20 protein-coding genes are annotated in these 19925 nt (G+C 28.8%); 12 read left to right on the top strand and 8 right to left on the bottom strand.

Annotated features, from left to right (window positions below; translation table 11 throughout):
- Nucleotides 1-41: 41 nt before the first annotated feature.
- Nucleotides 42-1043 carry a tryptophan--tRNA ligase gene (trpS, locus tag AC5SMR_RS06970; protein ID WP_494576906.1) on the bottom strand — a complete coding sequence of 334 codons (1002 nt, stop codon included), beginning with the start codon at nt 1041-1043 and terminating at the stop codon, nt 42-44.
- 1 nt (nt 1044) lies between these two features.
- A complete protein-coding gene (murJ, locus tag AC5SMR_RS06965) occupies nt 1045-2568 on the bottom strand; it encodes a murein biosynthesis integral membrane protein MurJ (protein WP_494576905.1) in 1524 nt (507 codons plus the stop codon).
- 50 nt (nt 2569-2618) lie between these two features.
- Here murJ and AC5SMR_RS06960 point away from each other — a divergent pair, with 50 nt between their 5' ends.
- Nucleotides 2619-4907 (top strand): NADP-dependent malic enzyme, encoded by a 2289-nt coding sequence (locus tag AC5SMR_RS06960; protein ID WP_494576904.1) that lies wholly within the window; start codon nt 2619-2621, stop codon nt 4905-4907.
- Here AC5SMR_RS06960 and AC5SMR_RS06955 read toward each other — a convergent pair.
- Both AC5SMR_RS06955 and rsmI read right to left on the bottom strand, forming a co-directional pair.
- Nucleotides 4904-5497, bottom strand: a complete 594-nt coding sequence (locus AC5SMR_RS06955; protein ID WP_494576903.1) for a BON domain-containing protein — start codon at nt 5495-5497, stop codon at nt 4904-4906. The two genes, AC5SMR_RS06960 and AC5SMR_RS06955, sit on opposite strands and share 4 nt — an antisense overlap.
- Complete coding sequence (gene rsmI, locus AC5SMR_RS06950) at nt 5487-6350, bottom strand: 16S rRNA (cytidine(1402)-2'-O)-methyltransferase (RefSeq protein ID WP_494576902.1); 864 nt, start codon at nt 6348-6350, stop codon at nt 5487-5489. Before rsmI ends, AC5SMR_RS06955 begins: the two co-directional genes overlap by 11 nt.
- A gap of 32 nt (nt 6351-6382) precedes the next feature.
- On the opposite strand from rsmI, the gene AC5SMR_RS06945 reads away from it, so the two are divergent.
- Nucleotides 6383-7534 (top strand): ABC transporter substrate-binding protein, encoded by a 1152-nt coding sequence (locus tag AC5SMR_RS06945; RefSeq protein ID WP_494576901.1) that lies wholly within the window; start codon nt 6383-6385, stop codon nt 7532-7534.
- Here AC5SMR_RS06945 and rdgB read toward each other — a convergent pair.
- Complete coding sequence (rdgB, locus tag AC5SMR_RS06940; protein ID WP_494576900.1) at nt 7518-8120, bottom strand: RdgB/HAM1 family non-canonical purine NTP pyrophosphatase; 603 nt, start codon at nt 8118-8120, stop codon at nt 7518-7520. The genes AC5SMR_RS06945 and rdgB overlap by 17 nt on opposite strands.
- A gap of 36 nt (nt 8121-8156) precedes the next feature.
- On the opposite strand from rdgB, the gene AC5SMR_RS06935 reads away from it, so the two are divergent.
- The 6 genes from AC5SMR_RS06935 to AC5SMR_RS06910 all read left to right on the top strand — a co-directional run bounded on the left by AC5SMR_RS06935 (nt 8157) and on the right by AC5SMR_RS06910 (nt 14358).
- Nucleotides 8157-8792 carry a nucleotide exchange factor GrpE gene (locus AC5SMR_RS06935; protein WP_494576899.1) on the top strand — a complete coding sequence of 212 codons (636 nt, stop codon included), beginning with the start codon at nt 8157-8159 and terminating at the stop codon, nt 8790-8792.
- Nucleotides 8793-8854: 62 nt separating this feature from the next.
- Nucleotides 8855-10798, top strand: coding sequence for a molecular chaperone DnaK (dnaK, locus tag AC5SMR_RS06930; RefSeq protein ID WP_494576898.1), 1944 nt, complete (start codon nt 8855-8857; stop codon nt 10796-10798).
- A 32-nt stretch (nt 10799-10830) separates the two neighbouring features.
- On the top strand, nt 10831-11961 hold the full coding sequence (gene dnaJ, locus AC5SMR_RS06925) for a molecular chaperone DnaJ (protein WP_271499210.1): 1131 nt from the start codon (nt 10831-10833) through the stop codon (nt 11959-11961).
- Nucleotides 11962-11997: 36 nt separating this feature from the next.
- Complete coding sequence (dapB, locus tag AC5SMR_RS06920) at nt 11998-12774, top strand: 4-hydroxy-tetrahydrodipicolinate reductase (RefSeq protein ID WP_494576897.1); 777 nt, start codon at nt 11998-12000, stop codon at nt 12772-12774.
- Nucleotides 12774-13427, top strand: a complete 654-nt coding sequence (gene nth / locus AC5SMR_RS06915) for an endonuclease III (protein ID WP_494576896.1) — start codon at nt 12774-12776, stop codon at nt 13425-13427. Before dapB ends, nth begins: the two co-directional genes overlap by 1 nt.
- Before the next feature lies 1 nt (nt 13428).
- The gene (locus AC5SMR_RS06910) at nt 13429-14358 is read left to right on the top strand and encodes an adenosine kinase (protein ID WP_494576895.1); all 930 of its coding nucleotides are present in this window, start codon (nt 13429-13431) and stop codon (nt 14356-14358) included.
- 6 nt (nt 14359-14364) lie between these two features.
- On the opposite strand, the gene AC5SMR_RS06905 is transcribed toward AC5SMR_RS06910, so the two are convergent.
- On the bottom strand, nt 14365-14934 hold the full coding sequence (locus tag AC5SMR_RS06905) for a helix-turn-helix domain-containing protein (RefSeq protein WP_494576894.1): 570 nt from the start codon (nt 14932-14934) through the stop codon (nt 14365-14367).
- A gap of 21 nt (nt 14935-14955) precedes the next feature.
- On the opposite strand from AC5SMR_RS06905, the gene AC5SMR_RS06900 reads away from it, so the two are divergent.
- A complete protein-coding gene (locus tag AC5SMR_RS06900; protein WP_494576893.1) occupies nt 14956-15444 on the top strand; it encodes a L,D-transpeptidase family protein in 489 nt (162 codons plus the stop codon).
- Here the strand turns inward: AC5SMR_RS06900 and AC5SMR_RS06895 are convergent.
- Entirely contained in the window at nt 15441-16088 is a 648-nt protein-coding gene (locus AC5SMR_RS06895; RefSeq protein ID WP_494576892.1) for a YggS family pyridoxal phosphate-dependent enzyme, read from the bottom strand. The genes AC5SMR_RS06900 and AC5SMR_RS06895 overlap by 4 nt on opposite strands.
- Between AC5SMR_RS06895 and AC5SMR_RS06890 the strand changes: the two genes are divergently transcribed.
- The gene (locus tag AC5SMR_RS06890) at nt 16089-16646 is read left to right on the top strand and encodes a thiamine phosphate synthase (protein WP_494576891.1); all 558 of its coding nucleotides are present in this window, start codon (nt 16089-16091) and stop codon (nt 16644-16646) included.
- Nucleotides 16630-18144 (top strand): tetratricopeptide repeat-containing sulfotransferase family protein, encoded by a 1515-nt coding sequence (locus AC5SMR_RS06885; RefSeq protein WP_494576890.1) that lies wholly within the window; start codon nt 16630-16632, stop codon nt 18142-18144. Before AC5SMR_RS06890 ends, AC5SMR_RS06885 begins: the two co-directional genes overlap by 17 nt.
- A 55-nt stretch (nt 18145-18199) precedes the next feature.
- Here AC5SMR_RS06885 and AC5SMR_RS06880 read toward each other — a convergent pair whose 3' ends face one another.
- Nucleotides 18200-19192 carry a porin gene (locus AC5SMR_RS06880; RefSeq protein WP_494576889.1) on the bottom strand — a complete coding sequence of 331 codons (993 nt, stop codon included), beginning with the start codon at nt 19190-19192 and terminating at the stop codon, nt 18200-18202.
- 177 nt (nt 19193-19369) lie between these two features.
- On the opposite strand from AC5SMR_RS06880, the gene AC5SMR_RS06875 reads away from it, so the two are divergent.
- Complete coding sequence (locus AC5SMR_RS06875; protein ID WP_494576888.1) at nt 19370-19897, top strand: DUF3576 domain-containing protein; 528 nt, start codon at nt 19370-19372, stop codon at nt 19895-19897.
- Nucleotides 19898-19925 lie beyond the last annotated feature (28 nt).

Here is a 19925-nt window from a genome sequence, read left to right as displayed (position 1 = left end):
AGTGATTACTGAGAAAATTTAAACTAATTAATATAATCTTGTTAAAAGCCTACTAAATCTTTAATTTCTTTTATTTTTTTTGAAGCAATTTTATTAGCTTTATTAGAACCTTCTAAAAGAATTTTATCTAAATAACCTTCATCATTTAATAATTTTTTTATTTCTTTTGAGATTGGGTCAATAGTTTCAATTAAAGTCTCTGATAACTTCTCCTTAAATTCTGAAAAATTTTTTCCTTTAAATTCAATAATAGATTTTTCTAAATTTTGATTTTTTAAACTTGAATAGATTCCTAATAAATTTTCAGCTTCTGGTCTTGCGTTTAAATCTTTAATATCTGAAGGAAGTGGCAAAGGATCCGTTTTTGCTTTTTTAATTTTATTTAATATCTCTTCGCTATTATCTGTAAGATTAATTCTGCTCAAATCTGAAGGATCTGATTTGCTCATTTTTTTTAAACCATCTTTAAGACTCATTATTCTAGAAAACTCTTTCTGTATTAAGGGCTCTGGAACTTTTAAAAAATCTGTTGCATTAAAATCGTTATTAAATTTTTGTGCTATATCTCTACTAAGTTCTAAGTGTTGTTTTTGATCATCACCAACAGGAACATGGGTTGCGTCATACAACAGGATATCAGCAGCCATTAATACAGGATAGGAGTAAAGGCCAATACTAGCTTTTTCCTTATCTTTTCCAGCTTTTTCCTTAAACTGAGTCATTCTATTAAGCCAACCAATTCTTGAAACACAACTTAATATCCATGCAGCTTCAGAGTGAGCTGGAACCATTGATTGATTAAAAATTATACTTTTGTTAGGATCTATTCCACTTGCAATAAATGTTGCTGCGGTTTCTCTTATATTCTTTTTTAGTTCCTTAGGATCTTGTTTTACTGTAATTGCATGAAGGTCAACTACACAAAAAATACACTCATTTTCTTTTTCATTTTGGAGTTTTACAAAATTTTTAATTGCTCCGAGATAGTTTCCTAAATGTAGGTTACCAGTAGGTTGTACTCCAGAAAAAATTTTTTTAATCATATCAATAGTTTAAATTAATATCCGTTCTTTTAAAAGCCTTGATTAAAACTGCAATGAAAAAATAAAATATAAGACCGGCAATAACAGCACCCATTAAATAGATCGCTTTAAAATTTTCTTGATAGGACAATTCATTATTAAAAAAATAAATTATATAATTAAAAAATATTCCCATAATCACTGATGTTGTTAAAATTTTAATTAATCTATCTATAAAGATAAGATTAAAATTGAAAAAACTTTCTTTTTTTAAAAAGATAAACAATAGCAATGCATTAAACCAAGATGAAATAGTAGTTGCGATTGGTATGATTATAAAACCAATTTGTTTAAAAAAGATAACGCTTATAAATATATTTAATAAAACAGATAATAATGAAATATAAAACGGTATTTTTGTATTATGTCTTGCGAAAAAAAATGTCGAAAAAACTTTTATTAATGAAAAAGCAGGCAAGCCAATTGCAAAATAAAATAAAGCTTTTGCTGAATTCTTAACACTTAACTCATCAAAAGAACCATAGCCAAATAATGAAGAAATAATTTCTTCTGAGGCAATCAATAATGCAACTGTTGCTGGGATACTCAAGAATAGACTAAGTTCTAAAGCTTTATTTTGAATTAAGTTTATTTTATCTTTATTTTGACTTTTAACATATTTGGATAGTTGGGGTAAAATAACTGTACCAATTGCAATTCCAGCAATGGCTAAATTTATTTGATAGACTCTATCAGCATAATAAAGGTAAGAAACCGCACCAGCTTGAAAAGATGCAATAATTGTTCCTACTAAAATATTTATTTGAGTAACACCTGATGAAAAAATACTAGGTAATAATTTTTTGAAAAAGTTTTTAATTTTTTTATCAATGTTAATTTTAAATTTAATCTTAGGTGAAAAATTTTTTTTTACAAAAAAATATAGAAAAATAAATTGTACACCGCCTGAAATGGTTACAGCATAAGATAAATAATAAACAAGATTATCGTCTAATATTTTTGCAAACAACAAAACTCCAATTAAAAGTATATTTAAAATAATTGGAGCAGCGGACGCTATTGCAAATTTATTATGTGAATTTAAAATTGCAGAAAAAAATGATGCTAAACTTATAAAAATTAAAAATGGGAAGGTAATTCTTGTTAAAGTTATAGCTAGTTCCATTTTATCATAATCGCCTTCAAAACCTGGTGCAATTAGATAAACAAATAAAGGCATCAATATCTCTGCAATCAGAACTAAAACTATTAGGCCTAGGGTGAGTAGATTAAAAATACTATTAGCAAAATTTTGTGCTTTTTTTTTATTCAATAATGATGAGTAGCTTGGAACAAAAGCTGCATTAAATGTTCCTTCAGAAAATAACCTTCTAAAAGTATTGGGAATTCTAAACGCCACAAAGAAAGCATCTGCCAAAATTCCAGTTCCAAGGAATACTGCTATTAAAATATCTCTTAAATAGCCCAGTAACCTACTAATTATTGTAAAAAAGCTAAACGTGCTTGTTGACTTAATAAGGTTCATAAATCATATTAGTCTTAAATTTGCTCCATTTGTATATCTAATTAACATAAATGAAAAAAACTAAAATAGATCATTATACTGATAAAGAAGCTCTAGAATTCCACAGCTTAAATAAGCCAGGAAAAATAGAAATAAATTCTTCAAAACCAATGACAACTAAGAGGGATTTGGCATTAGCTTATTCTCCTGGTGTTGCAGTTCCAGTTCAAGCAATCGCTGACGATCCAGAGACAGCATACGACTACACATCTAAAGGAAATTTAGTTGCAGTGATAAGTAATGGATCAGCTATTTTAGGAATGGGTAATTTAGGAGCACTTGCATCTAAACCTGTTATGGAGGGAAAAGCAGTTTTATTTAAAAGATTTGCCGATATAGATTCTATTGACTTAGAAATTGATTCTCAAGATGCCGATGAAATTATTAATAGTATTAAAAACTTTGCATGCAGTTTTGGTGGTATTAACTTAGAAGATATTGCGGCTCCTGATTGTTTTATAATTGAAGAAAAATTAAAAGAAATTTTAGATATTCCAGTTATTCATGACGATCAACATGGAACAGCAATAATAACTACAGCTGCATTAATTAACGCCCTAGATATTAGTGGCAAATCAATAAAAGACATTAAAGTTGTTGTAAATGGAGCAGGTGCATCAGCAATTGCTTGTACAAATTTGTTTAAGAATAGTGGTGTGCCTAGTGAAAATGTAATCATGCTTGATCGTAAAGGAGTGGTCTATAGAGGTAGAACTGAGGGAATGGACCAGTGGAAATCTGCCCATGCAGTAGAAACTAAAAAAAGAACTTTAGAAGAAGCTATAAATGGAGCTGACGTATTTTTAGGATTATCTGCCAAAGGAGCTTTGAAAAAAGAGTTAGTAAAAACTATGGCTAAGAATCCAATAATTTTTGCCTGCGCAAATCCTGATCCTGAAATAACACCTGAAGAAATAATGGAAGTTAGAGATGATGCCATTATTGCAACTGGAAGATCTGATTATCCCAATCAAGTAAACAATTTAATTGGTTTTCCTTATATTTTTAGAGGAGCATTAGACGTAAGGGCTACAACTATTAATGAAGAAATGAAGGTTGCAGCTGCAAACGCAATTGCGAAATTAGCAAGAGAAGATGTTCCAGATGAAGTTGTTGCAGCAATGGGAGGAGATCGTCCTAAATATGGAAAAGATTATATAATTCCATCCACGTTTGATCCAAGACTGATTAGTGTAATTCCTGCAGCTGTTGCAAAAGCTGCTATGGATAGTGGTGTTGCAAAAAAACCTATAAAAGATTTTGAGGCTTATAGAGACCAACTCAAACAAAGGCTAGATCCCTCAGTAACTATTATGCAAGGTATTAATTCTCATATCAAAAAAAATCAAAAGAGAATTGTTTTTGCGGATGGAGAAGACGAAAACACTCTTAAGGCGGCAATCGCATTTAAAAATTCTAAATTAGGTACACCAATTTTAATTGGTAAAAAAAATAAAATTAAAGAAAGAATAAAAGAAATTGGCTACAATCAAAATTTTGATATCGAAATAGTTAATTCTGAAGACACAACAAAAAGAGAGAAGTACGTAAACTTTTTATTTGAAAAATTGCAAAGAGAGAAAGGTCTTTTAGAAAGAGATTGTGATAGATTAGTTAGAAATGATAGGGTTGTATGGGCATCTTGTATGGTTGCTTGTGGTGATGCAGATGGTGCTGTCACTGGAAATACCAGAAGATTTGGAGCTTCTTTTGATAAAGTTACACAAGTTATAGATGCTAGACCAGGTGAAATCATGTTTGGATTAAATATGGTTGTTGCTAGAGGAAAAACTATTTTTGTTGGAGACACGAGTGTAAATGAATATCCAAGTTCAGAAGAGCTTGCAGAAATTGCAATTTCATCAGCTAGAGTAGTTAAAATGTTTGGCTTTGTTCCAAAAGTTGCTTTTGTTTCTCACTCTACTTTTGGTCAACCTCTAACAAGTAGAACTAAACACATAAAAAAAGCTGTTGAAATTTTAAAAGATAAAAATGTAGATTTTGATTTTGATGGGGACATGCAGCCAGATGTTGCCTTAAATGAAGAATACAAAGAATTATATCCTTTCTCAAGTATTGTAGGAAATGCAAATATATTAATAATGCCGGGCCAACACAGTGCTGCTATTTCTTATAAAATGATGAAAAGCTTAGGTGACACAAAAGTTATTGGTCCTCTTTTAATTGGATTGGGTCAACCCATTGAAATAGCTCCTTTAAGGTCATCTACTTCAGAAATCATAAATTTAGCATCAGTTGCTGCCTACTCTGCTGATGTAATTGATTATAAAAAAAGTTAATTTTTTTGAATTCTTAAATCTTCAACCAAGACAATACTTGCAATAACATCTTCTACATCTAGTATTTCTTTTGCTTCAGTTATTACTTCTTTTCTTTCTTCTGTGGTTAAAGAAATCCCATAAATAAATATTTTTTTCTTATAAGTATCAATTTGATAATTGGTTGCTTTAATTTTTTTGTTAAATATTAAAGCAGTACGAAGTTGGGATGTAATTAACAAATCTTTAGCTGATTGTTTGAAATTAAAATCTTCTTTTATTTTAATATCATTTTTAACTGATCTGACACCTTTTGTTTCCCATGCAAGTTTAGTAATTTGAAGTTTTTCTTCAGGATCATCTACTTTTCCTGTTACAAATATTTTTCCATCTAAAACTTTTGTATTAACAGTTAAGATGTAGCTCTTGTCTCTTAGAGCTAATCTTGTAGCTAAATTTTTTTGCATCACAGAATCATCTATTTGGGTTCCTAAAGATCTTGGATCAAACGCAACACTAACACCTGTTCCAAAAACTCCTTTTGAGCTAATCCCAACACATCCTGTTAAGATTAAAAAAATCAAACTTATTAAAAATATTTTATTTTTCATTTTTTATTTTAAGACAATAATTGTAAATTTCTTTTTTTGATACATTCGTATTTTGACTAATTAAATCTGTAATATCTTTTATGCTTAGTTTTTTAATTAATTTTTGAATAGTTATTTTATCAGATTCTTTTAATATTATCGATGAATTTTTTTCTTTTACCTTTTCAGAAATAACAATTGTTAACTCTCCTTTGGGATCAGATTTAAATGGTTCAAGTGTCTCCACATCTGTTCTTATATATTCCTCATAAAATTTGGTCATTTCTCTGCAAACCAAAATTTTTCTATTTGAAAAGTAACGTTTTAAATCTTTTATTGATCTATTAAATTTTCGTGGAGAAATAAAAAAAACAATACAGCCCTCTAAATTTGCAAGCCTTTCGAAATCTTCATTTAATTTGCTATTTCTCTCTGGAAAAAAACCATAAAAAAAATATTTTTCATTAAATCCACTTATGGAAACTGCAGAAGAAACAGCTGACGCACCCGGAATTGGAAAGATATCTATTTCGTTAATAACACATTCATTGACTAATATAGCTCCTGGATCTGAGATCGATGGAGTTCCAGCGTCAGAAATCAAAGAAACAATCGATCCTGATTTTAAAATATCAATTACTTTAGATAAATTTTTTTTTTCATTAAATTTATGATTTGCAATAAGTTTTGATTTAATTTCATACCGTTCTAATAAATTTTTTGAAATACGTGTATCCTCACACAGTACATAATCCGATTTTTTTAATACTTCTAGGGCTCTTAAAGTGATGTCGCTTAAGTTCCCAATAGGAGTAGATACAATATAAAGACCACTTTTAACTTTATTATTTATATTTTCAGTATGTAGAATCATCAAATTATAATAGTTATAATAATAACATTAAAATGAACAAAATTATTAAAATTATACTTTTTTTAGCTTTTAGTTTTTCAATTGCTCCAGTAGCACTCTTGGCAAATGAGAAAATTAGGATTGGTCTTCTTGTCCCTTTAACTGGAAAGAACTCTGAAATAGGACAATCTATAATTAAATCTACACGTCTTGCAATTAATACAATAAACAATGCATCAATTGAGATTATACCAAAAGATACACAGTCAAACCCTGAGGTAACTTTAGCGGCAGCCAAAGAGTTGGCTAATTCAGGAATAAAAATTGTAATTGGTCCAGTTTTTAACGAAAGTCTAATTTACCTAGATGAGTTAAGTGAATTAACATTCTTAGCTCTAACTAATAAAAATGATAATTTTTCCAAAAACATTATTAACGCAGGAATTAATGCAACTTCACAACTAAATGCAATTAAGAAGTTTATAGAATTAAACGAAATAAAAAAAACTATTTTTCTTACTCCAGATGTAAGTTTTAAAAATGAAATTGAAAAAGCTATTTCTAATTCTAAAATAAAAATATTAGAAAATTATATTTATAATACCGACCCCACCAAACTTACCAAACAAATTGAAAAAATTACACGTTATGAAATTAGAAAACAAAACCTTGAAGATGAAATAAATAGACTAGAGAAATCAGAACAAAGCAATAAAGAGCTCTTAATTGAAAGGTTAAAAAAGAGAGATACTCTTGGTAGTGTAAAATTTGACTCAGTGGTAATTTCTGATTTTGATGAAAGTTTAAAGAGTGTAACAACTTCACTGCTTTATACCGACATAACTCCTAAAGAAAAATATTTTATTACACTTAATCAATGGTTTGACAAATCTCTTTTAAAAGAGACAAGCTCGCAACCCTTGTATTTTCCCTCTGCAAATAAAGATAATTATGATGAATTTTCAAATGAATATTTTGAAAAATATAATCAATACCCTAATCAATTATCATTTTTAAGTTATGACTTGGTTGGACTTTTGTATTATTTAATTCTTCAAAACGAGTCTGTTATTGATAAAAAAATGTTTACCAAAAAAACTTTATTTAAAGGAAAGGTTGGAGTTTTTGAAATTAAAAACAATAAAATTAATCATATTTTAAATTTTTATAAAGTTGAAGATAAAGAATTTAAAAAAGTTTTTTAATTTTTTTAAAAGCTTTAAATCTATGATCTATTTTATATTTCTGTGATGCTCTCATTTCACCAAATGTAATTTTTTTTCCAAGTGGCATGAAAATAGGATCATAACCAAAACCATTTTTACCTTTTATAACTGGTGAAATAAAACCCTCAACCTTTCCAACAGAATTTATTATTTCTTTATTTTTATTATAAATGGTTAAGGCACAAATAAACCGGGCCTTAATTTTTTTCTCTCTCCAATTTTTGTCTTTTTTATCTAATTCTTTAAAAACTCTATACATTGCTTTTTTAAAATCGCCTTTTTTACCTCCCCATCTAGCTGAATAAATTCCAGGATCTCCATCTAAAACATCTATTTCTAAACCTGAGTCATCAGACAGACATGTCATTTTTGATTTTTTAGAAAAAAATTTAGCTTTGATTAAAGAGTTTTCCTTAAATGTCTTGCCATTTTCAGGAGGACTTTTTATTTTAAAGTCCTGTGGAGAGTATATTTGAACATTTTTAGGCAATAAATCCTTAATTTCTCTTAATTTTCCTTTATTATTAGTACCTACCAACAATTTTATAATTTTATTCTTTAACATCTAGCAATTATCAAATTTCATACCATATAAGTTGTCATGGAAAAAGATCAAAACATTAATTCTGAAAACCAAAGTGAAGAAATTAAAGAGAATGAAGCAGAGGAGCAAAACCAAATAGAACAAGAAATTTCAGCAGAAAAAACAGAAGAGGCCAAAGAGATTACGCCTGAAGAAAAAATTAAGGAGTTAGAAGATAAGCTTACCAGAACTTTTGCTGAAATGGAAAATCAAAGAAGAAGATTTGAGAAAGAAAAAAATGATGCTTTTGATTATGGTGGATTTTCTTTTGCAAAAGAAGCTTTGAATTTAATTGATAATCTTGAAAGGTCAAAACAAATTTTAGAAAGTGATGAAGTATTAAAAGATACCGAAGCTTTAAAGAAAACTTTAGAGCATTTTGAAATTATAAGTAAAGATATGGTGTCAATTTTTTCAAAAAATGGAATTACGCCTGTGGTTTCTGTTGGTAAAAAACTAGATCCCAATCAACACCAAGCTATGATGGAAATTGATGATGATCAAAAAGAACCTGGGACAATAGTTCAAGAAATTCAAAAAGGTTTTATGATGAAAGATAGACTTTTAAGACCAGCATTAGTCGGAGTTTCAAAAAAAACTAAAACTCCAGATGATCAAAAAAGCGAGGAAAATAAAGAGAATTCAGACAATTAATTATAATTGTAAGAACTTGTAGATTGAAAATTAACACTTATATGAAGGATAGGAATTAAATTATGAGCAAGATTATAGGAATAGATTTAGGAACAACAAATTCATGTGTGTCTATCATGGAAGGTAGTCAGCCAAAAGTTTTAGAAAATGCTGAGGGTGCAAGAACAACTCCTTCGGTTGTAGCTTTTACTGAGGATGGAGAAAAACTTGTAGGTCAACCTGCAAAAAGACAAGCTGTGACCAACCCTGAAAATACTATTTTTGCTGTAAAGAGATTAATTGGAAGAAATTTTGAAGACCCTACTGTAAAAAAAGATATTGCAGCAGCACCTTTTAAAATTGTAAATTCAGAAAAAGGAGATGCTTGGATTGAAGCTAAAGGAGAAAAATATTCACCCTCACAAATTTCTGCTTTTATTCTTCAAAAAATGAAAGAAACAGCTGAAAAATATTTAGGTCAAGAAGTAACAAAAGCTGTAATTACAGTTCCTGCATATTTTAATGATGCTCAAAGACAAGCAACAAAAGACGCTGGTAAAATTGCTGGTCTTGAAGTTTTAAGAATTATTAATGAACCAACAGCTGCTTCTCTTGCTTACGGTTTAGATAAAAAACAAAATAAAAAAATAGCTGTTTATGACCTAGGTGGTGGAACTTTTGATGTCTCTATCCTTGAGTTGGGTGATGGTGTATTTGAAGTTAAATCTACAAATGGTGATACATTTTTAGGTGGCGAGGACTTTGACAATACAATCGTTGATTATTTAATTGGTGAATTTAAAAAAGATTCTGGAATTGATTTAAGATCAGATAAATTGGCTCTTCAAAGATTAAAAGAAGCTGCTGAAAAAGCAAAAATTGAATTATCTTCTGCAGAGCAAACAGATGTTAATTTACCTTTTATAACAGCTGATAAAACTGGTCCAAAACATATAAATCTAAAAATGACTCGAGCAAAATTAGAAGCTTTGGTTGAAGATTTAATCTCAAAAACATTACCTCCATGCAAAACTGCTCTTAAAGATGCAGGACTTACTGCAAGTGAAATTGATGAAATTGTAATGGTTGGTGGTATGACAAGAATGCCTAAAGTTCTAGCTGAAGTAAAAAACTTTTTTGGTAAAGAGCCTAATAAAAGTGTAAACCCTGATGAAGTTGTTGCAATGGGTGCTGCAATCCAAGCTGGTGTGCTTCAAGGAGACGTTAAAGATGTCCTTCTTTTAGATGTAACACCTTTATCTCTTGGAATTGAAACATTAGGTGGGGTTTCAACAAAATTAATTGAAAAAAATACAACAATACCAACAAAAAAAAGCCAAGTGTTTTCAACAGCTGATGACAACCAACCTGCTGTATCAATCAGAGTGCTTCAAGGTGAAAGAGAGATGGCATCTGACAATAAAATGTTAGGAAACTTTGAGCTAGTTGGGATCGCACCTGCTCCAAGAGGAGTACCTCAAATAGAAGTGACTTTTGATATTGATGCAAATGGAATTGTGAGTGTTTCTGCTAAAGATAAAGGAACTGGAAAAGAACAAAAAATTCAAATCCAGGCCTCTGGTGGCTTAAGTGATGAAGAGATTGAAAAAATGGTAAAAGATGCTGAAGCAAATAAAGAAGAGGACAAAAAGAAAAGAGAGTCTGTTGATGTTAGAAATCAAGCAGACACTCTTTTACACTCTACTGAAAAAAATCTAAAAGAACATGGGGCCAAAGTTTCTGATGCTGATAAAAAAGCAATTGAAGATGCCTCAACTGACTTAAAAGAAGCTATTAAAGGAACTGATACTGAAGAAATTAAAAAGAAAACTGAAACTTTAGTTCAAGCCTCTATGAAATTAGGTGAAGCAATTTATAAATCTCAAGAGAAAAAAGAAAGCTCACCAAAAGAAGGTGATAAAAATGATGAAGGAAAAAAAGACGATAATGTAGTTGATGCTGACTTTGAAGAAGTTAAAGAAGAAAGCAAAGAAGGCAAAGAAGAAGATAAAGAAAAAAGCGCCTAAGACTTACAGCAACTATCATCTTAAAGTAACTTATGGCTAAAAGAGATTTTTATGACGTCTTAGGGGTTAGCAAAAGTGCAAGCCCTGAAGAATTAAAATCTGCTTACCGTAAATTAGCTGTAAAATATCACCCAGACAAAAACCCAGGTGATAAAGCCTCAGAAGATAAATTTAAAGAAGCTGGTGAAGCTTACGGCATCCTTTCAGATAAAGAAAAAAAACAAAACTACGATAACTTTGGCCACGCTGCTTTTGAAGGTGGTGGAGGCAGACAAGGAGGAGGCTTTGGTGGTGGTTTTGGTGGAGCTGATTTTTCAGATATATTTGAAGATTTTTTTGGAGATTTTGGTGGTGGACAATCAAGGGGAAGAAGAAAAACTAATAATAGAGGTTCTGATCTTCGATATGATTTATCTATTACCCTTGAAGAAGCATATGAGGGTAAAAAACAAGATATAAAATTCTCAACAACAGAAAAATGTAATACTTGCAGAGGTAATGGCTCTAAACCTGGTCATTCTCCTGACAGATGTACGGTTTGCGGTGGAAATGGTAAAGTAAGATCTAACCAAGGTTTTTTTACTGTTCAACAAACTTGTCCTCAATGTGCAGGCTCTGGTGAAGAAATAACAAACCCATGCACAGATTGTAATGGTCAAGGCAACAAACAGGCTTCAAAAAAAATATCAGTTACAATACCCAAGGGTGTTGATGATGGAACAAGGATTAGATTGGCTGGCAAAGGTGAAGCAGGATCCAAAGGTGGGGCAAGCGGTGATCTATATCTTTTTGTAAATGTACATTCACATGATTTATTTAAAAGATCTGATGAAAACTTATTCTTTGAATTCCCAATATCTATTGCTGATGCAGCATTAGGAACCACAATAGAGATACCAACAATTGATGGTGGAAAAGCCAAAATTAAAATACCTGATGGAACTCAAAATGGAAAACAATTTAGATTAAAGGGTAAAGGTATGCCCTATATGAGAGGTAGTGGAAATGGAGACCTTTATGTCCAAGTAAATACTGAAGTTCCTATTTCTTTAAATAAAGAACAAAAAGCGTTACTTGAAAAATTTAGAGAAATTGAAAACGAAAAGTCCAATCCAAGTATCAAACAATTCTTTCAAAAAGCTAAGAGTTTTTGGAAAAACTAAAGACTAATTAAGTAAAAAAGGTTAATATTTTCCTAGATGAAAAAAATTAATTTAGCTATTTCTGGCTGTCTAGGTAGAATGGGTCAACAGCTTATTAAATCCTCAAAAAATAATAAAAGCTTTGAACTAACTGCTTTAACAGAAAATAAGGCTATCAGTAAAAAAATTGCTGGTATCAAGCTTGATGTAAATACTGAAGAAGCTTTTAAAAAAACTGATGTAATAATAGATTTTACTGTCCCAAACTGTACTTTAGATATTTTAAAAATTGCATCTAAATTAAAAAAAAGAGTAGTAATTGGAACAACAGGATTTAATCAAAAAGAAGAGGCCTTGATTAAAAAATTTTCTAAGAAAATCCCAATTTTGAAAGCTGGGAATATGAGCCTTGGTGTTAATTTATTAATGTATTTAACTGAAATTGCCTCAAAGTCACTAAATGAAGAATATTTAAGCAAAGTTTTTGAAGTTCATCACAAACACAAAAAAGATTACCCATCAGGAACAGCCTTAATGCTAGGAAAAGGAATTGCAGATGGGAAAAATAAAAACCTTTATAATTTAATGGGTAAAAAATTTTTAAATAAAAAATCTTTTCCATATGGAAAAAAAATTAATTTTAATTCAGTTAGAAAAGGTGAGATTATTGGTGAACATGAAGTTACATTTTATAGTGGGAAAGAAATAATAAAATTAAATCATGAGGCTTTTGATAGAGCGCTTTATTCAGATGGGGCTCTAACTGCTGCAAAATGGTTGATTAATAAAAAACCAGGACTTTATTCAATGAGAGATTTATTGAACTTTAAATAATGAATGAAAAGGAAAAAGCTAAAAAAATACTAAAAATTTTAAATAAACTTTATCCAACAACCCATATACCACTAGATCATACTAGTAACTTTACTCTCCTAATGTCGGTTCTTTTATCAGCGCAATGTACCGATTTAAATGTTAATAATGTAACTAGAAATATATATCCAAAATATAATAAACCTGAGCATTTTGTAAAATTAGGCAAAAAACGAATAGAAAAATTAATTAAAAGTATTGGTCTCTTTCGAGTTAAAGCAAAAAGTATTTATTTAATGTCTAAACAACTTCTTGAAAAGCATGGAGGCAAAGTGCCTAAAAGCTTTGAAGAGCTCGAAAAACTACCCGGTGTAGGCCATAAAACAGCAAGTGTGGTCATGTCTCAGGGTTTTGGAATTCCAGCTTTTGCCGTTGATACTCATATACATAGATTGGCTCAAAGATGGGGCTTAACAAATGGTAAAAATGTTATTCAAACAGAAAAAGATTTAAAAAGAATTTTTCCAGAAAAAACTTGGAGTAAATTACACTTACAAATAATTTATTATGGAAGGGAATTTTGTAAGGCAAGGGAATGTTATGGTTTGACTTGTAAAATTTGTATGACTTGTTATCCTAATCGAAAAAATCCAGTTAGAATAAAAAAAGCTTAATATGAAAATACTAGGAATTGGTAATGCTATTGTTGACGTCATTTGTAAAGTTGATGACCAATATTTAATAAATAATCAATTAACAAAAAGTACAATGAAACTGGTTGACGAAACTGAATTTCAAAAACTTTTATCAACTCTTAAAATTGAAGAAACAGTTTCTGGTGGATCAGTGGCAAACTCTATTGTTGGATTATCACAATTAGGAAATGATGTAGGATTTATAGGTAAAGTTAACGATGATGATTTAGGACAAAAATACGAAGAAGGTCTAACTAAAGAAAAAGTTCAATATTTTTATAATAAAAAAAAAGAAATCTCACCAACTGGAACTTGTTTAATCTTAATCACACCTGATGCAGAAAGAACTATGGTTACATTTTTAGGTATTGCTGGAAAAATTAGCCCCAGTGATATTAATGAAAAAGCTATTAAAGATAGTGAATTAATATTTTTAGAAGGATATTTGTGGGATGAGGGAGAGCCAAAGTCAGCTTTTGATAAAGCAATGTCAATGTCTAATACTAAAGCAATGTCCTTATCAGATCAATTTTGTGTCGAGAGACATAAAGGTGATTTTTTAGACTTAGTTCAAAATAAACTTGATATTACTTTTGCTAACGAACAAGAAATTAAATCATTAATTGATGCTAAAAACTTTGAAGATGTTATTGAATTTGGCAAACAACTAGGGAAACTTTTAATTATCACACGTGGTGAAGAAGGAAGTATTGCAATTAAGAATCAAGAAATTACAGAATGTCAAAGTAAACCAAATTTAAAAATTATAGACTTAACAGGTGCAGGAGACCTCTTTGCTGCTGGATTTTTTCATGGACTAATTAATAATATCTCAACAAAAGAATGCCTGGAAAAAGGAACTGAAATGTCTTCAAAGATAATTCAAAAAGTTGGAGCTAGACTAGATTAAGGTATTTTAATCAATAAAATAGCCATTTTTATCGCTTAATATAAATTTTTCATCTTTAAATAAATCACTTATTTTTTTCCGCAATCTATAAATATGTGTTTCTACGGTATGGGTTTCCATATTTGCTGTATAACCCCATATATTTTTTTGTAGGTCAGCAACATTGTGTTTAATTTTTTTATCATTTAAATACAAAATAATTTCAATTTCTTTTTCTGTTAGTTTTAAATTTAAATTACCTTTGGAAAAAAATTTAGAATTTAAATTTAATTCGTAGCCTTTAATAATAATTTTAGATTGATGGTTAAATTTTAATTTGATTAGTTGAATATTGATTAGTTCTAATAATTTTTTCAAGGGTAGGGGTAAATTCTCAAAATCTAAAGTGTTCTTATTATTTGCTAATAATTTAGGTTTAATTTTTGAAATTATTAAACAATTTTTTATATCTAAATTATTATTTTTTTGGAAATCTTCATTACTTTTAAAGTGAATTATTTTAAAAGATAAATTGTCTTTTATTTCATCTAAGATTTCATATAGTGAATTATAATTTATGATAAAAACATTCTGCATAATTATATTTAATTAATTAATATGATAATTCATGTACCAAATAAAAACACTCTTATAATTGATGATTTCAAATTTAAATGTTGTGTTGGAAAAAATGGCTTAAATTTCAATAAAAAAGAGGGTGATTGTATAACACCTAAAGGTTTATTTAATTTGAAAAAGTTATATTTTAGGAAAGATCGTGTTGGTATCCCTAATTGTAAAATAAAAAAAAAGGCTATCACAAAAAATATGGCATGGTGTGATAATACAATTGATAAAAGATATAATGAAGAAATTCAAACACAGAATAAAAGTTTAAAAGAATATTTATATAGGAAAGATTATAAATACGATTATTTAATCACAATAAATTATAATCATAATAAAATACCAAACAAAGGAAGTGCTATATTTATTCATTTAACAGATAATTATAAATCAACAGCAGGCTGTATAGCGTTAAAGAAGAAAGATTTTGAAATTTTGTTAAAGTTAATTAAAAAAAATACCAAAATAAAAATTGGCTAATTTCTATTTCCAAAAATTTTTGATCCAATTCTTAAGTAAGTTGCGCCATGTTTTGCCGCATCAAGGTAATCATTGGACATGCCCATACTTAGCTCTTTAACATTTATTTTTTGTGCAAGATTTTTCATTTGTATAAAGTATTCCTTAGTATTATCATCTTTCGGTGGCAAACACATTAATCCGACAATATTTAATTTTAAATCTTGTGTGCATAAATTATAAAATTCATTTAATTGACCTAGTGAAATTCCAGACTTTTGAATTTCGTTACCAATGTTAACTTGAATAAATATCTTTAAAGATTTATTTTTTTTTTGTTCAATCGAGATTTTTTGTGCCAAATTAATATTATCTAATGAATGTATATAATCAAATAAATCAACAACATACTTCACTTTATTAGTTTGAATTTTTCCAATCATGTGAAGTTTAACATTTGGGTAATCTAACTTAATATGTTTCCATTTTAATAAAGCTTCTTGAGCTTTATTTTCACCAAAATCTTCATGTCCATACTTAATTAAAGGTAAAATAATATTCATTTCGTGTGTTTTGCTTACAGCAATAATTTTAGGATGAAACTTAGATACGTTAATTTTTAGCTGTATTTCATTTTTTATTAAGTTTAATTTATTAATTATCATATGTATAAAAATTTTAATGAAACGTATCATTTTATTAATAAATTTAAAGAAGACGATTTAATTAAACTACACAATAAAATATCATTAATTTATCGAAATTATGAAAAAAAGATAAATATTAATACAATTAAAAAAATTAAAAATTTTTGTAAAAAAACAAATAGAAAATTTTATTTAGCGAATGAAATTAAACTCGCACTTAGTCTTAATCTTGATGGTGCATATATTCCATCATTTAATAAAAGCTTTAGACATAATTCCTATATTACTAAAACAAAATTTAAATTAATTGGATCTGCACATAATTTAAAAGAAATACTAATTAAACAAACTCAAAAAGTTGATTTAATCTTCATCTCACCTATCTATAAAACTAAGAAAAAAAAAAATTTTTTAGATACTTATAGATTTATTAATTTAAAAAAATTGACTAAAAAAAAAGTTATTGCTTTAGGGGGCATTAATTATTCTAATTTTAAAAAATTAAGATTCACGGATTGTTATGGTATCGCCAGCATTTCTTCTATAAAAAGTTATTACAATGGAAAATCAAATTAAGATAATTTTAAAATATTTTTACTCAGGTAATTACAAACGTGTAATTGAGAAGTCACAAAGATTACAAAAGAAATATTCTCAAAGTTCATATTTAGATAATCTGCTAGGGTCTGCTTATTTAAAAATTGGCGATAATAAAAATGCAAAAATTAATTTTGAATCTTCAATAACTAAATCACCCAAAAATATTGCAGCATTTAATAATTTAGCAAATTTAGAAAAAAATAATGGTAATTATAAAACGGCACAAAAAATTTATTTAAAAATTTTAAAACTTGATCCAAATTATATTAATGGTCTAGTAAACTATGCAAATCTTAAAATAGATATGGGTGATTCTGATGAAGCTATAAAAACTCTAACTAAAGCAATAACAATTGACCCTAATAGCAGTATTGCGCTTTTTAATTTAGCTACTGCTTATTTAACACTCGGTCAGAAAACTAAATCATTAAAATATGCTCTTAGGTCTTCAGAAATTAATCCTAATTTTACACCTGTAGATAAATTAATTTCGGCCATTAAAACGTATAATAAAGATGATGACCACTTTATAAGAATGAAAAATAAATTAAATGATCTAAACATAAATCAATTTAACAAAATCCATCTTAATTTTGCTATTGCAAAAGCTTACAAAGATATGGGTGAAAATAAAAAATTTATTCAACACATTATTACTGGTAATGCCTTAAGAAAAAAAATTTCGAATTATGACTTAAAAAAAGATATCAATTTAATAAACAATATTAAATTAATGTTTAAAAATATTGATTATTCAAAAATGAAATTGTCCAACAACAATAAAAAGATAATTTTTGTTGTTGGTATGCCAAGATCTGGCACTTCTTTGGTTGAACAAATTTTATCCTCACATAGTAAAATTTATGGTGCAGGTGAATTGCCTTTTTTAAAGCAGAGCATCCTAGATAAGTTTAATAAAGAATTTTTTAAGTACGATTCTTTCTCAAATTTAAATGAAATTTCAAAAAGCTATATTGAAAATATTTCCTTTCTTTCTGGAACAAAGGAATATATTTTAGATAAAAATCCACTCAATTTTATTTGGATTGGCTTCATCAAATTACTATTTCCAAATGCAAAAATTATTCATATAAAAAGAAATTCAAAAGATACCTGCTTTTCTTGTTTCAAAGAATTATTCGAAAATTTATATTTTACTGATGATCAGTATGATTTATCTACATTCTATAATTCTTATAACGATTTAATGAATTTTTGGAATTCTAACCTTACCAATTACATCCATACAGTAAATTATGAAGACTTAGTAGATTCAACCAAATCAAATGTTTTACAAATGCTCAAATTTTGCGAATTAGATTTTGAAGAAAATTGTTTAAACTTTATAGAAAACCAAAGTGCAGTTAGAACTATAAGTGTCTCTCAAGTAAGAAACCCTATTTATAAAAGTTCTGTAGGTTCTTACAAAGATTATGAGGAGAACTTAAAGACTTTATTTGATAATTTAGTATAAAAAAAACGGCCCTACTAATTAAAGAGGGCCGTTTAAATAAATTTAAATACTTATATTAGAATGCTAAAGCTAAACTAAGTTCTGTATTTTCGTTAGTCACACCAGTTACACCACCAACATTGTCAGCTTCATTCATTGCAAGTCTAACTGACGCTGAACCCATAGAGTAAGCAGCTTGAATACCAGTTGATTCTTCAGTTACGTGGACAGCACTAGCATTTGTTTTTTCGTTTTCATTTACACTGTATGAAATCGAAAGGCTTTCATTTACGTTAAATGCAATACCATATGCCGTAACTTCAGCACCTGTAGATCCACCGTTATTATTCACTGATGATTGTTGATAACCAACACTTACTGAACCCATAGTGTAGTTTAGAGCAGCTGTAACTTCAGAGTTGTCAGTAACAAGTCCATCATTATCAGTATCTGAATAACCTACAGCTAATGTCATACCATCAACTCCTGGTACAGCCATTGAAAGAGCTCCATTCCAGTTTGATCCAGTAGAACCAGCACCGTTAGTAGAACCTGCTTGATTGAAGGTTTGAGTGTTAATGTCTGGGTTATACTGTAGTGAAATACTAACACCAGCCATAGTGTTAGAGTAACCAAGTACGTTAGTGTTTCCTACTACATCTATTCCATGTCCTAATGTACCAACGCCGTGATCTGCTTCTTCATATGCAGTTGGAACTTTATTTTCTAGAGTTGAAATACCAAATGCACCAGAACCTTGGTCAAATCCTACTGTACCTAGATCACCCATATCAAGTTTGAATATAGCCGAATCTGCAGCCATGTCTTGACCAGCAAAGTTTGTATTTACACTGTAAGCAAATCCATTATTTAGCTCACCAGTTCCTGTAATGTTAACGTCATGCGACATAGCGAATGGGTTACCATTAACTGAGTTTGATCCAGTAGAACCAGCACCACTTGTGTATGTTAATTCTGAACTTCCTGAAATCCCAATATCAGCGTTTACAGAAAACATTGCAAGTGAACCAGCTAAAGCTGATAAACCTATTTTTTTAAAGTTTTTCATTTTATTCCTTTTGTTATTAATTGTTACTTAAAGTAAAAGTTTGTATCAAATTGCCCAAATAAGTGTAATTCTATGTATATAAATTTAGTAAAATTTATAATATGTGATATTTTTATCACATATTTTGTTAAATTTTTAATAAAAAGAGAATAAATAATGATAAGACATGTATTTTTTATGAAAAACTATTTTAACTTTTTTATTAAACTTGTCATATTTTCCTTAATTTTGCTAATTTCAAATTCTTGTGGGATCTATAGGCCCGCCCCTGTTAAAGATGTGCCCATCAATGTAAAAGATCGTGTAAAAAAAAATCAAGAAGAAGGGAGGGGCTTTACACTTGGTGGTATAGGAAAAAGTGGTGGAACATTTCAATTTGCTTCATCAAATCCACTTTGGAGAGCAAGTTTGGATATTTTAGATTTTATGCCTATAACGAATGCGAGCTATAGTGGTGGGATAATTATTACAGATTGGTATGATGAAAATGATAGTCAAAACTCTATTAAAATTACTGTAAAATTTTTATCAAATGAGATTAGACCTGATGGTTTGCAAGTAACAGTTTATAAAAAAAACTGCAGATCTTTCGAAAGCTGCCAATCAAATAAAGAAGATGGTAAAATTAATAGTGAACTGAAATTTGCAATACTTAAAAAAGCCGCTCAAATTGAAAAAACTGATTTAGTAAAAAAAAATAATTAATAATTTTTAAAATAAAAATCCAAGTATA

It is taken from the genome of Candidatus Pelagibacter sp. PS_28, from assembly GCF_059417885.1.
Note: the sequence above shows the minus strand (reverse complement) of the source record. Positions and strands in the feature narration are given on the sequence as shown.